We start from the raw sequence: 14,991 nt of genomic DNA, 5'->3' as shown, positions 1-14,991 counted from the left end.
GAGGTAATATGGGGGTATCACGAAAGAGAGAAGGAAAAAACGATGAGAACGGACTACGATGTTATTATTGTCGGCGCTCGAATAGCAGGTGCGACGCTTGCCTATGAGCTGGGACGAGCCGGTTATGATGTGCTGCTTGTCGATAAAGGAACTTTTCCAAGTGACGTGCTGTCCACCCATAATTTATTTAATAATTCACTGGCGATGTTGAGAGAGATGGGCGTATTGGAGAAGCTGCTCTCCACGGGAACACCGACTTATAAGCGCGCTTATGTACAATTAGAAGATGCAATCATTGAAGGTGAATTTCCTGAGGTGAATGGAGAATACGAGTGCCTCTGCATTCGCAGGACCCATCTGGATCACATTTTGTTTGAGCATGCTTGTTCGCTGGAACGCGTCCATGCTCTTCAGCATTTTCGGGTGACCGGACTAGTGCGTGAAGAAGATATTGTTAAAGGAGTAGAAGGGATACAATCCGGCGGAGAAACCGTGAAGTTTACAGCGAAGCTTGTTGTTGGGGCGGATGGCAGAAGGTCAACGATTCGGTCATTGGCTGGCAGCAAATGCTTGACCGCTGTTCCGACCGAATTTGCTTCTTATGTTGGTTACTTCAAAGGTTTCGATCAGGAGGATGAGCCTCGCTCCGAATTTTATAAATTGGGGGAACTAATTGCAATCGTATTCCCGACGAGCGACAATCTTCATGTTGTCGGACTTATGTTTCCGCTCGCTAATGCGGAATTGATGAGCCGAATGAGAGTAAATGCAGAGACAGGCTTTCGGGAGATCATACAATCCGGCTTAGGAGAATCATCCTTTGCCTCGAGACTTCAAGAAGCAGAAGCGGTTGGTCCGATCCGTGGTCTTCTGGGGTACGACAACGATTGGCATGAAGCGATGGGCAAAGGGTGGGCGTTGATTGGCGATGCTCATTCTTTCAAGGATCCTGCGATCGGGCAGGGCATGCATGATGCCATGTATAGCGCCCGTCTGCTGAAGGGGATTCTGGACAAACATGGGTTAGCGGACGTCCTGTGGGAAAAGATGGCGTCGCAATATGAAAGCGAGCTATCGAACAAGTTTGAGCCTCTGTTTCAATTAGCCTGCGAAATGACTCGCAATGTACCGTATACACCGGAGCAGCAAGCAGTTAATCACCTGATTGCGACGTACCCGCAAGCTACGGGCGCCTTTCTCGGCATGTATAATCATGCGAGCGATCCAGGCGAGCTGGGGAGATTGCTTGGTGAAATCATGTCCAATTCCACTGTTCAGGAAGGATTTAATGTACAAAGAACCGATGAGTAGGCTATAGCCAGGAGGCGATTATCCAATATAAATCTGCAATATATGATGGAGATTATGAAATAGCATGCACGGAATAAGGAGAAATGCAGCCGTCACTTGTGATCGGCAGCATTCTCCTTTATTTATTTTCTATGTATTTTGGAAGGCAGTAGAGAAGGATAACCCAAAAAATAAGCACATCAATCAAAAGAATGAAGCAATTGTCCCATAAAATGAAAACGTATACATTATAAATGCATGATCCATTTCAATTGGGGGGGCAATGTAACGCAGCATGGCATTAAGCTACTTTTCACATTCATGAGTTCAACGTTTATAACTAACATCATTCATAAGGAGGCATAACCATGTTACATCATTTATATCGGTTGATGTCAAGTCGAAGGGCGATTCACTTGGTTTTATCGTTCTTGCTTATTCTCTCTCTTACCGCTGTACTCCCAGCACGGAATTCAGCGTATGCGGCCGCAGCGCCAGCAAATGCGATTGATTCTACCAGCTTGACCGCGAATCATCCATTTGGGCCTAATGTTCGTATTATGGATCCTTCCATGTCACAAGCTGAAATCCAAAACGTGGCTGACTCAATATTCACGGCGCAAGAGAGAGGAGAATTTAGCGCAGAGAGGCATGCTATTTTATTCAAACCGGGAATCTATGACCAGGTAAATGTAAAGGTAGGCTTCTATACGCAAGTATCGGGTCTGGGGCAAAATCCCGATGACGTTGATATTCGGGGGTCCGTGAACACGAATGCGGATTGGAATAATGGGAACGCGCTTATCAATTTCTGGCGTTCAGCCGAAAACTTCAGCGTGACTCCGCCAACTGGCTCATCCGCGCAATGGGCGGTCGCACAAGCTGCTCCCATGCGGCGCGTGCATGTTAAGGGTCAGCTGGAATTGTTTGATTTCGACTCGTCGTGGAACGCAGGATATGCTAGCGGCGGATTTCTGGCCGATACAAAAGTGGATGGAGGAATCGTCCCAGCTTCCCAGCAGCAATGGTTTTCAAGAAACAACCAGTACGGCAGCTGGTCTAATGGCGTATGGAATATGGTATTCGTAGGCGATCAGCAGCCTCCATCGGGGGAATTCCCTGCTTCTCCCTATACGGTGGTTGAAAAATCCCCGCTAATCAGGGAAAAACCATATCTTTATATCGATAACGCCGGAAACTATCAAGTATTTGTTCCGTCGCTGCAGAAGGATGCCAAGGGCATAAGCTGGTTGAACGGTCCGACGCCTGGCAAATCTATTCCGATTGAGCAGTTCTACATTGCCATGCCGGAAAGCGCGAGCGCGGCAACCATTAATGAAGCGCTGGAGCAAGGGAAGCATGTGCTGTTCACGCCTGGAATCTATCATCTGTCGGACACGATTCACGTCACGAAGCCTGATACAGTAGTGATGGGTCTCGGCTTTGCGACATTGATTCCGGATAATGGACAGAAGGTAATGACGACTGCGGACGCCGCCGGCATCATCATCGCAAGCCTTCTATTCGATGCCGGCGAAAAGGTTTCTCCCGTTCTGCTTGAAGTTGGGCCGAATGGGAGCGAGCTGGATCATTCGAGCAATCCGTCTTCGCTTCATGATCTGTTCTTCCGCGTAGGAGGTGCACATGCGGGGACGACGGATAATAATCTCGAAATCAACAGCAATCATGTCATCGGCGATCACTTTTGGATATGGCGCGCGGATCATGGCGCCAGCGCCGGCGGCTGGGCGACAAATGATTCGTTGAATGGATTAATCGTCAACGGCGATAACGTCACCATTTACGGATTGTTCAATGAGCACCACAATGAATACCAGACGATCTGGAACGGTGAAGGCGGCAGATTGTACTTCTATCAGTCCGAAATTCCGTATGAGGTTCCCGATCAGGCATCCTGGATGAGTAAGGGGGGAACTGTGAATGGATACGCCTCCTACAAGGTGGCAGACTCGGTTAAAACCCACGAGGCATGGGGGCTAGGCGTATATTCTTATTTTAGGGACGCCAACGTGAAAGCACATAGCGCAATCGAGGTGCCTGATGTGCCAGGCGTGAACATTCATCACGCGACTTCCATATTCCTGGCCGGAAACGGTGAAATCACCCATGTCATTAACCAGACGGGCTCCGCGGCTACGCTAAGCAGTGTCCGGCAAACCGTTTCGGAATACGGCGGCAAGGAAGCTGGCGAGGTCGAGGTGGTGCTTGACCGGTCAGGGTGGACGGCTTCAGCATATAAGGCGACAGGCTCAGACGCTGCGCCTGCCAACGCGATAGACGGAAACGCAAGCTCGCGCTGGGCGAATCAAGAAGCGCAGAATCCGTCAGGCAGCCAGTGGTTTCAAGTCGATATGGGGAAGACAGAAGCTTTCGATACCGTCAGAATGGAATCCGGAGGCGATTATGCACGCAGCTACCAGGTGCTGATTTCTAACGATGGAACAAGCTGGACTGAGGTAGCTGCAGGGACAGGTTCGGCTGCTTCCGCAGCAACCTTTGAGAAACAGGCTGCTAGATATTTGCGCATCGTTCAGACGGGGACGGCTGCTTCGAATTGGTGGTCATTGAACGAATTAAATGTTTCTGTCAAACAGCCTGCTGCAGCAGTGAGCAAGGTTGCGATCACGCCAGGGACGTTGAATCTGAAGCAGCGGCAGTCGGCTTGGCTGACGGCAGTTGTGACTCCTGCGGAAGCGACGAATAAATCCGTTAGCTGGAGTTCGAGCGACCCATTCGTGGCCACTGTTGACCTTACAGGGAAGGTTACCGCGCTAAATGTAGGAAGCGCTATCATTACAGTTAAAACGATTGATGGAGAAAAAACAGCTCAGGCATCGATTACTGTCTCTGAAGGCGAGCAGCTGCCGCAGCCGATTGCCAATAAAAAAGGAGCAGCTGCGATCAAATACCTATCAGCTGAACCTTCCAAGCTATCGGACCTAGGAATAGGCTGGGCATACAATTGGTCCATCGATTATACGGGGGACGCATTAGCGATGGACTACGTTCCCATGCTGTGGGGACCGGGTGCCGTAACGGATGAGACGATTGATAAGTTGAAGGAAGGGAAGGCAGAAGGCAGATACGACAGCTTGCTTGGCTACAACGAGCCAGAATTGGTACAGCAGTCGAATACAAGCGTCATCGATACGATTAAAGACTGGCCGCGCTTAATGGAGACGGGACTTAGACTGGGCAGTCCCGCGGTTGCCTATACGTATGACAATTCCTATGCAGCGGGCAAAGACTGGCTAAAGCAGTTTATGGAGCAGATCGAGGACAGACATTACCCCGTCGACTTTATCACGCTTCACTTTTATCCTGATTTCACAGACCCGAATGCCGTTTCGAAGCTGAAGAGTACGCTCGAGGCCCTTTACAACGAATACGAAAAACCGATTTGGATTACCGAAATCGGAGCTATTCCATTTGGGACGACTTACCAAACACCCTCAGAAGCATTGGCTGTGAAATTCCTAAAGGAGCTTGTTCCAATGCTTGAAGGGCTGCCGTTTGTCGAACGCTATGCATGGTTCGGCGACAACTGCGCCCATGATCAAGGCTGTGCCTACACGACGTTGTATGACATGGAAGACTCCCTAACGCCAATCGGGCATGCGTTCAAAAATCCATTCAGCGTGCCGGATCCAGAGAGGGATGAGAAGCTGGTTCGAACAGGCTGGAGCGCTTCAGCTTCCTCCACGGCCTTCGGAACACTGCCCCAATTCGTTTTTGACGGAGATACAGGCAGGCAATGGTCAACGGAAGCTGGACAGACTGGAGGAGAATGGTTTTTATTGGATTTGGGCGATGCGCAGCTCGTCAGCGGTTTGGAGCTTGATGCTGGAGCAGGCGCGCCTTACGACTACGCTAGAGGATTCCTTATACAGCTGTCTCTAGACGGAATAAATTGGTCGAAAGCTGCCGAAGGAGCAGGAGGCTCGCAGGTGCTGAAGCAGTCTTGGTCGCCTCAAACGGCCAGATATGTCAAAATAACGCAGACGTCTCATGATGGATTCTGGAGATGGTCAATTAATGAGCTCAACGTATTTGGTCCGGTCAAACAGCTCGTTCAGTCTATCTCCGTTAACGGGGAAGGGCAATCGGCGGCTATCGCTGTCAAGAATGGTACGCTCCAAATGTCAGCTGCAATATGGCCTGCTCAAGCAGACGAGAAAGCAGTCGAGTGGCATGTTTTTAACTTGGAAGGCGAGGAGACTGAGACGGCCTCGATTTCAGAGGATGGAATGCTTGCTGCCCATAAGGACGGACAGGTGATGGTTGTCGCTGCTGCTAAAGACGGTTCGGGCATTACAGGGGAGCTGATCGTGTCGATCAGCGGTCAAGCTGACATAAAACCGGACTCGACCATAAGCGGTCCCGATTACGTTTATCCTGGCCAAACGCTGACAATCGCATTGGGGATTAACGAAATGCCGACCCGTTTCACGACCATGCAGATGGTTATGCAATACGATCCGGCCGCACTGAGCTTCGACACGGTTACGAATGAGGACGGCTCATTGTCTCTTGCGGAAAGCGCTATCCAGCCGTCAGCGGAACACTTCATGGTTTTGGGAACGGCCGTTAAAGAAGAAGCTGGCCAGATTCTTTTCATTTTAGCTAGCCGAGATAACGGAGGTTATACAGGCAATAGGGGGGATTTATTATCGCTTCATCTGCAAATAGCGACCACAGCTTCGGCAGGCGAGACGCAATTGACTCTCTCTGATGTTGTTTTGTCCTATGAGGGGTTGTCAACAAACGCTGCTGATTCTAGGCTTGTTCTTCCGATTGTGATAGCAGATAAAGCGGCTTTGGCGGCTGCAATTGACGAGGCGCAAAGCAGGCTTGACGCAGCTGTGGAAGGCAGCCAGGCCGGACAATATCCGATCGGCTCGAAATCCAAGCTGTTCGTGATTATTAATGAGGCTGTATCTGTCAAAGTAAATGCGGGATCCACGGAGATAGAGGTGGCGGACGCGCTGAGCAAGCTAAACGAGGCTACCCAGGCGTTCATGAGTTCGGTGAATCCAAGCGTTCCGGTCATAACGGACAAAACCGCTTTAGACGAAGCAATCGATAAAGCGAAGCTTAGTCTCAGTGCCGCAAAGCCCGGAGACAAAATCGGTCAATATCCAGCTGCTTCGATAGCAGCCTTGGAGCAAGCGGTTCAACATGCACAAATCGTTCGCAACAACCCTTACGCCAGCCAGTCGCAAGTAGATGCGGAAGTGAACGGACTTCAAGCATCCGTTCAGAACTTTGCTGGAACGCTTGTTTCGCTTGTGCGAGGGGCTGCTCGCATCACGATTAATGATCTGTCCATCATCGCCAAGTATTACGGTGTGCGTTCATCGGATCCCGATTGGCAGGTTGTCCAAGCGGCAGATCTGTTTAATAAAGGCGAGATTGATATTCAAGTTCTAGCGGCAGTCGCCAAAATGATCATAAGCGAGTGGTTGCACGCATGAATCAACTTCGGACTATCATTTCAAGCCTCCTCGTATTGGCAGGAATGCTTTCTGCAATGACGCTGCCTGTTGCTATTGCCAGCGCTGCAGCTGAGCCGTCCTTCCATCTACAGGTGGAAGGAGGCCGAGGAGTCAACCAAACGTTCCAGGTTGTAATCGAGGGCATGGATCTTCAGGATGTATATGCTTTTGAAATAGGGCTGACTTATGATGCTAATCGTCTTGCCGTTCTAGAGACAAAATCCGAGCTGGCTGGCTTCAGTGTCAATCCGAAGGCGCCGGCAACCGGTCAGCTGCGATTCGCGCATACGAAGATAGGAGAGGCAGCTGGCGAGAACGGCAAAAAAACGTTGCTGAGCATACGTTTCCAAGCCATTAGTGGAGGTCAGGCGTCCATCTCTCTCGACGATGTAAAGCTCGTTCAATCGGATTTGAACGTCATCATACTGAAGCCTAAAACCAGGATTGCCGTAAATATCGGACAGCCCACGTTGAACGATATAACCGGTCACTGGGCTGAAACTGCGATCCGAAAGGCTGTCGAACTCGGCTTTGTATCCGGCTATGCCGATGGCTCATTTCGTCCCAATCGGCAAATAACGCGATCCGAATTCGTCGTTATGCTCGCTAGGTCTTTGAAGCTTCCAAGCAATAGCGAAGATCAGCGGCTGCCAGCTGACTTTAACCAAGTTCCGGACTGGGCGAAGCCGGCGGTTAAGTCCGCTTACGCTGCGGGTATAGTGACTGGTTATGAGGATGGTAATTTCAGAGGCGATCGGAACCTGACGCGGACTGAAGCGGTTATGATGCTTGCCCGGGCTTTCGGGCTGGAGCCGAAGACTACCGGGCTTACAACCCGAGATTTCGTGGATGCAGGCGCCATTCCAGCTTATGCACAGGGAACGATTAAGGCCGCGGCTGAAGCGGGGCTTGTCGTTGGGAAGGGAGGCCGTCAGTTTGACCCGCTCCACCATGCATCCAGAGCGGAGACGGTTGCTTTGATTCTCTCATTTATGCAGAAGAGCTCTACATTGTAAAGCTGCTTGAACAGGTAGGTAGCCCAATTATTGTTGCAGCTAACGCAGCAATAACACGTCTATGGGATGAGAAATGTTGAAATCATCTTATCGCCCACAAATGGATATGTAAGAAGAAAGCCATCCGAAAGGGATGGCTTTCTTGTTATTTGTATGTTGTAAGCTAAACAAAGACTAAATCGGACGGTTACATGTACGTTTTTTTTGGAATCATGTCCGGATTATTTAGGTCGGCGCCTTTCAGGTGAAACTTCTATTGTGCATCGTAGAAGGAGTGAAGTAATATGGATGGATAATTAGATTGCAGACTATTTAGAGGCGGGATTGGATGAAGAAGTGGCTCTTCGAGTGGATACGTAAATTCCGTTTTCGAAAAATTAGAAGTCGCTTTCTTGTTGCGCTCATCGTGTTATCGGTCCCACCGTTGGCACTGGTTGGATATATTTCATTTAACGTATCAAAGGACGCTTTATTGGAAACGAACAAACAGGTAACGAAGGACCATCTGAGAACGTCCAGCGAGGTTGCGGATTTAATGTTTCGCAACGTGATTAACTTAAATCGTTCCGTCGTTCTAAATGAAAGGATTAGGGACGACCTGCGGACGAGTATATCCGCAACGGCAGAAGAAAAAAGCCTAATCAAAGACCGTACGGTAGACGAGCTCCAAAAAATGATTAACAACAATTTTCTAGACTCCAGGTATGTTGATTCCATATGCGTGTTCGATCTGCATTTCGAAGCCTATTGTTTGGGGCGCTCCGACGATACGGGCATCTATGAAGGCGTGGATATGCAGGAGCCGATCACTGAAGCAAATTGGTATAAGTCCACACTGCAGCGACAAGGCGCAATCGTTTTCTTTGGCCATAATGTATTAGGCGATCGGTCCAAAACGTTCTCAACCGCAAAGCTATATCGTGATTCGGACACTATTGACGGCAAGCCGATCGGATTATTAATCATTAATATTTCCAAATCTATTTTTGATACGATATTTACGGGAAGCAACAGCAACGGTGAGTTTTTGGCTATAGATTCTTCAAACTCCCAAGTACAGCTCATATACCCGCAAGAATCACGCATTATGCAGCACATCATTAATGATAACTTAGCTGCTACTTACGGCAGACTTCAAGAGCAAGGCTTTCTTAGTGTGAAATACAAAAATGAGACGACAGGCTGGATCTTTATCCATGTCGTAGCCTTGCGGGATTTACTGAGGGAGTCCACAAAAATCGGCTGGGCAACGGCAATTATCGCTTCCATTATTTCATTTGTAGCGCTTGTCATTTCGTTTATTATTTCAGGCAGCATCACAAAACCTTTGCTGCAGGTCAAAAAAATGATGGTGAAATGGACGAAAGGAATTAGAGATTTCGATGAAACCTTCGAGCATGACGAAGTTGGCGCAATCGGGGAATCTTTTAAACGCATGGCGTCGGTGAATGAGGAGCTTAACGAGAAGCTATTGCTCTCTGAGCTGAAAGAGCGGGATGCGGAGCTGCGCGCGCTGCAGGCGCAAATTAAACCCCATTTCCTTTATAATACACTTGATTCTATCTATTGGATGGCTACGATTCAAAAGAATCACGATGTCGCGCAGATGGCTGTCTCCTTATCCGAAAGCTTCAAGCTGAGCCTGAACAAAGGCCAAGAAGCAATCTCTGTGTACAAAGAATTAATGCACATCCAGCACTACATGACGATCCAAAATATACGTTACAAAGATCGGTTTGTGTATGTGGAGAACATCGAAGACGCGATTATGGGCATGGATATATTGAAGCTATTATTGCAGCCTTTAGTTGAAAACGCTATCTATCATGGATTAGAGCCGAAGGTAGGAAGCGGTAAAATCCAGTTGACGGGACGAATTGAAGGCGAGTTTATTTTGTTCGTCGTGGAGGATGACGGCGTCGGGATTGCCGATATGGGCAGGACGGAGCAGGGTTATGGACTCTCTAATGTCAAGGAGCGATTGCGGCTGTATTACGGGCCATCAAGCTCAATCGGAATAACCAGTGAGATAGGCGCAGGTACGAGAATCGAGCTCCGATTCAAGCCACGCAAAGAGGGGGGACCCGTACATGCTTAAGGCGGTTGTATTTGATGATGAATATATTGTCCTGCAAGGCCTGCAGACCATGATTAACTGGTCTCTATTCGGGATTGAGCTGAATGGAACGGCAAGCGACGGTCTTTCAGCGCTTGAGCTGTTTCGCAAGGTTCGGCCTGACATTATTTTGACCGATATCCGTATGCCAGGCATGAACGGCCTTGAGTTAATTGAAGCAGTGATGAGAGAAGCTCCGGAAACCTATTGCATCGTATTCAGCGGATTTAATGAATTTGAGTATGTCCGGCGTGCCATACAATTAGGCGTTGCTGATTATTTGGATAAACCGATTACAATCGCAAGCATTGAGAAAGCGATTCGAAAGGTGCAAGAAAAATTTACCGAACGGCAGCAAACGCTTGCGATTAAACGAAGATGGGATGACACCCAGCTTGAGCTGCTTGAAAAATCGATTCTGGATTTGCTGCTTATCGGGGATGAAGCCATGCCTAAGTGGGCGGATTTTTACGGCGAGGATGCAAAGAAAGTGACCGGTGTGACCGTTATTGCGTATTCCGGCCATTTCATGCTGTCGAAGCATGAAGATTATGATGCCATCAACATTCGATATGGACAAGAAAAGCTGATCGTAGTATTCCATTTTGGAGCTCCAGCGGGGCAAATCTGGGATAAGCTTGAATATGAATTCGACCAAACGCATACGTCTATGGGAATCGGGAGCACATACAAGGCACCAGGGAAAGCAGCTGACAGCTACAAGGAAGCCATTCGTGCTCTACGATCGGCAACTCTGCTTGATACAACGGGCATCGTACGGTTCGATGAGCTCGGAGTGACGATGACGGTACCCAAAGGGATCTTGGAGTGGGAGGAGTCAATGATCCTGAGCATAAGGGCCGGCAATAAGGCTGGAATTATGGAACAGATTGAGCAATTCATTCGTTGGGTGCAGCTAGAAAAACCAGACCCCGAGATTGTGGAAAGAGAAATGCTGAAGTTTATTTATAGGGCATTGCAAGCAGCAAAAGAATCGGGCTTGAACCATAAAGCTGATGAATTTCAAAGCCGTTACATGCCTCATTTGGAAATTCAGCACGCGGCTGTGAGAGGCCAGGTCTTGCAATGGTTTCGCGATCAAATGCATACCATTGCTGATCTTTCGATTGAATCACGCGAGAAAACAAAACATTCGACAGTAAATCAGGCTCGCGTTTTTATTGAACAGAATCTGCATAGAGATTTGTCTCTGCAAGAGGTAGCTGACTATGTAGGATTGAATGCGACTTACTTAAGTGTGCTATTCAAAGACGTAGTCGGAGAATCTTATATTAAATTTCTGACTCGTTGCCGGATGGAGAAAGCTAAAACATGGCTCTTACGAGGAATGAAAGTGAACGAAGTGAGCGATAAGGTCGGTTATCATACGTATAGGCATTTTTCAGAGGTGTTCAAAAAGTCTACTGGTCTAACGCCAGGACAATATAAAGAGGAAAGAGGGAATCAAGGGAATCATCCGTGATTCCCTCTTTTCGCGAAATCCAAAAAAAACGGACGCGAAACTATAAAATGAAGCAGTGCAAGTAGTGTCCGCTACCGGTTTATAATGAAAGCACAGGGGGACCGGGCCCTTCAGCTCCAATCATAATGAATGTTCAGGGGGATTAATAAAATGCCGAAAACAAGAAAAATGCTCGCTATGCTCTCATGCATCGTCTTATGTTTAAGTATGCTGGCCGCATGCGGTAAATCGAATACGGATATCAATAATACGGCTGCAACAGCAAACGAGAACGCTTCAAGCGCTACCAATGAAGCCATAGACAAGAAAGTGACGATCTCGCTTCTCACAGATAACACGCAGGACGCCGTTGATACGGCAAAAGCAATCATTGAAGCATTCCAAGTGAAATATCCTAACATAACCGTAGAGCATGAGACACGCCCAAGCGGTGGGGAAGGCGATAGCTTCGTAAAAACAAGACTGTCCACAGGCGATATGAACGATGTGTTCATCTATAATTCCGGCTCGCTCATGCAGGCATTAAACCCGGAGCAGAATTTAGTTGATCTGACGAATGAGCCTTTCATGGCCAATGTGCTTGATTCATTCAAGACTACCGTGTCGTCCAATGGTAAAATTTTTGGGGCACCGGCAGGCGCAGCCATGGGCGGAGGTTGGTTTTACAACAAAAAAGTGTATGCAGACCTTGGTCTTTCCGTTCCCACAACATGGGCGGAGCTGATGGCAAACAGTGAAACAATTAAAGCTGCAGGAATCACGCCAGTCATAGGAACGTACAAGGATGATTGGACCAGCCAGTTGATTCTGCTTGCTGATTACTATAACGTGCAAGCGCAATCACCGACATTCGCAGACGATTACACAGCCAATAAATCAAAATTCGCAAACACGCCAGCTGCTTTGAGAGGATTCGAGAAGCTGCAGGAGGTGTTTGATAAAGGCTATATGAATAAAGACTTTAAAGCTACAACATATGATGCCGGCGTTAAGATGCTGGCGGAAGGCAAAGGGGCGCATTACCCAATGCTGACATTCGCTGTTCCTGTATTCGAACAGAACTATCCAGATGCCATTGATGATATCGGCTTCTTTGCACAGCCTGGCGACAAAGCGGACGAGAACGGCTTGACGATTTGGATGCCCGGGGGAACTTATATTTATAAAAACTCCGAGCACTTGGAAGAAGCGAAGATGCTGGTTGAGTTTATCGCATCCCCGGAGGGTATGGTTGAATGGGCGAAGGCATCAAAACCTACTGGCCCGTATTTAATCAAAAATGCGACCATTCCAGATAATGTGGCACAAGTCGTAAAGGATATGCTGCCATACTTCGACAATAACAAAACGGCTCCAGCTCTAGAATTTGTTTCCCCGATTAAAGGACCAAGCTTGCCGCAAATTACAACAGAGGTTGGGGCAGGGTTTAGACCAGCCAAAGAAGGCGCGGAGCTCTATGACAAGGATGTTGAGAAGCAAGCACAGCAGCTTGGACTTGAAGGCTGGTAACGTTAATATTCCTTTATAATTGTACAAATTCGGCCCTGTGAATGATACAGGGCCGATTTACTGGAAGGAACAGGAGGAGACATAATGAACAAGGTGTGGAAAAGGAATTATTCATATACCTTTCTTTTGCCCGGAGCCATCATCTATTTTATTATTTTTTTGCTGCCTACCATAATGTCATTCTTCTTCAGCATGACGAGATGGACATTACTAGATTATGAATTTATCGGTTTTGATAATTTTGTTACCTTTTTCGAGGAGCCATCCTTGACGATTGGCTTTAAGAATACCTTTGTTTATGCGGTGGTGACCTGTGTTCTAAAAGTCACATTGGGACTCTTGCTCGGTGTTTTTTTGACCACGAAAATGAAAGTGAAATCGTATCTTCGATCTGTTGTTTTTTTCCCCACTCTGGTTAGTACGATTGCTATAGGGATTACATTCAGCATGATGATGCATCCGTCAGAGGGTCTGATTAACACGGCTTTAAGCACAGTTGGCATCAACGGGCCCGATTGGCTTGGCGATACGCGCTGGGCGTTATTGTCGGTAGCATTTGTGGATGTTTGGAAGGGCGTAGGCTTCGCAACGGTCATCTATATTGCAGGCATTATGTCTATTCCGGAGGAGTATTACGAGGCGCTGCAAATCGATGGAGGCAACGCTTTTAATAAATTCTGGCATATTATCGTCCCGCTTAGCCGTCCGGCTACTAATTCTGTCATCATATTGGCATTCATAGGCGGCTTGCGGTCGTTTGATCTGATCTGGGCGATGACCAAAGGCGGTCCAGGCTTCACTACGGATGTGCTTGCGTCGGTCATCTACAAGCAATATCAAGGCGGTTTTTACGGACTAGCCACAGCAGGCAACGTTATCTTATTTCTAGTTGTAACCATATTGGTATATCCGCTGACTTCATTTTTAAATCGAAAAGAGGTTGACCTATGAACCGGAGATTTCGAAGCTTCAGCGTTGAAGCGGCCGCCGTTATTTTATCAGTCGCAATCTTCTGGGTCCCCTTCTATTTCATCATTGTCAATGCGATGAAGGATGCCAAGGAGGCCTCGCTTCTGAATCTTTCGTGGCCTTCCGTCAATCATATTTGGGATAATGTATCGCAAGTCATCTCTGCCCGGGATTATATGCTGATGCGTGCATTCTATAATAGTACGCTTCTTACCGTGTTATCGATTGTAATATTAGTTGTGGTCTGTGCGATGACAGGGTTCGTGCTGCAGCGCAGAAGGGATAAAGCGACGCCTTGGATCAGCTTTTTCATTCTTGCCGGACTGATCATTCCCCCTGCAATCGTTCCAACGATCTGGGTTTTGGATGGTATCGCATTATACAAAACGCTTGCCGGCATCGTATTCGTTGAGGTTGCTCTAGGTTTCTCTTTTGGCGTATTGCTTTATAGAGGGTTTATGTCGGGTATCCCAAGAGAGATTGACGAAGCGGCAATCATAGACGGGGCTGGCGGCTATCGTTTGTTTTTTCAAATGATTTTCCCGCTGCTTAAGCCAGTCACTGCTACGGTAATTGTCACATCATCGGTTGCTATTTTTAATGATTTTACGAATCCGCTTTATTTCTTCCCTGGATCAAAAAACGCAACGGTGCAATTAACGCTCTATAATTTCACTAGCCAGTTCGTATCGCAATGGAATTTGTTGTTTACGAATATTCTGATCATCACCATTCCGCCGCTGCTCTTGTTTATTTTTTTCAATAAGAAAATTGTAGCCGGGATGACGGCGGGCTCTGTCAAAGGCTAATTAAATACGAAATCTTTTGTGAATGGGCGTTCAATCGCAAAAAACTCCTCCAATAGGCGCGTCGGCGTCAGTTGGAGGAGTTTTTTTAGCAGGTAGGTTCAGAGAGTCAAAGTGAGACTTAGGACAGCCCATTAGCTGCGGGTAGATTCTGGCATATAGGAAACCTGTACAACAGATTAGGCTAAGGAGATGACTGCTTGCCATACGAGATTTGATCGTTTCTACGTTGACAATAGGATAGATAAATATTATAGTGATTGATGTTGATAATCATTATCGACGG

At 47.7% G+C, this 14,991-nt stretch carries 8 protein-coding genes; all 8 read left to right on the top strand.

Going from position 1 to position 14,991, the window contains the following annotated elements:
- Nucleotides 1-42: 42 nt before the first annotated feature.
- The 8 genes from AB4Z29_RS11080 to AB4Z29_RS11045 all read left to right on the top strand — a co-directional run bounded on the left by AB4Z29_RS11080 (nt 43) and on the right by AB4Z29_RS11045 (nt 14,708).
- A complete protein-coding gene (locus AB4Z29_RS11080; protein ID WP_441943114.1) occupies nt 43-1,311 on the top strand; it encodes an NAD(P)/FAD-dependent oxidoreductase in 1,269 nt (422 codons plus the stop codon).
- A 347-nt stretch (nt 1,312-1,658) separates the two neighbouring features.
- Nucleotides 1,659-6,785: a glycosyl hydrolase gene (locus AB4Z29_RS11075; protein WP_441943113.1), complete on the top strand. Its 5,127-nt coding sequence runs from the start codon at nt 1,659-1,661 to the stop codon at nt 6,783-6,785.
- The gene (locus tag AB4Z29_RS11070; RefSeq protein WP_441943112.1) at nt 6,782-7,822 is read left to right on the top strand and encodes an S-layer homology domain-containing protein; all 1,041 of its coding nucleotides are present in this window, start codon (nt 6,782-6,784) and stop codon (nt 7,820-7,822) included. The genes AB4Z29_RS11075 and AB4Z29_RS11070 overlap by 4 nt, the downstream gene beginning before the upstream one ends.
- A 328-nt stretch (nt 7,823-8,150) precedes the next feature.
- Nucleotides 8,151-9,920 (top strand): histidine kinase, encoded by a 1,770-nt coding sequence (locus AB4Z29_RS11065; RefSeq protein ID WP_441943111.1) that lies wholly within the window; start codon nt 8,151-8,153, stop codon nt 9,918-9,920.
- Nucleotides 9,913-11,421 (top strand): response regulator, encoded by a 1,509-nt coding sequence (locus tag AB4Z29_RS11060; RefSeq protein WP_441943110.1) that lies wholly within the window; start codon nt 9,913-9,915, stop codon nt 11,419-11,421. The genes AB4Z29_RS11065 and AB4Z29_RS11060 overlap by 8 nt, the downstream gene beginning before the upstream one ends.
- A 150-nt stretch (nt 11,422-11,571) precedes the next feature.
- A complete protein-coding gene (locus tag AB4Z29_RS11055) occupies nt 11,572-12,930 on the top strand; it encodes an ABC transporter substrate-binding protein (RefSeq protein WP_441943109.1) in 1,359 nt (452 codons plus the stop codon).
- An 84-nt stretch (nt 12,931-13,014) separates the two neighbouring features.
- Complete coding sequence (locus tag AB4Z29_RS11050; protein WP_441943108.1) at nt 13,015-13,881, top strand: carbohydrate ABC transporter permease; 867 nt, start codon at nt 13,015-13,017, stop codon at nt 13,879-13,881.
- Nucleotides 13,878-14,708, top strand: a complete 831-nt coding sequence (locus AB4Z29_RS11045; protein ID WP_441943107.1) for a carbohydrate ABC transporter permease — start codon at nt 13,878-13,880, stop codon at nt 14,706-14,708. Before AB4Z29_RS11050 ends, AB4Z29_RS11045 begins: the two co-directional genes overlap by 4 nt.
- The last annotated feature ends 283 nt before the right edge of the window (nt 14,709-14,991 follow it).

This window comes from Paenibacillus sp. 2TAB23, from assembly GCF_052115165.1.
Taxonomy (GTDB): Bacteria; Bacillota; Bacilli; order Paenibacillales; family Paenibacillaceae; genus Pristimantibacillus.
The sequence above is the reverse complement of the archived record's forward strand: the minus strand, read 5'-3'. Positions and strand labels throughout refer to the sequence as shown.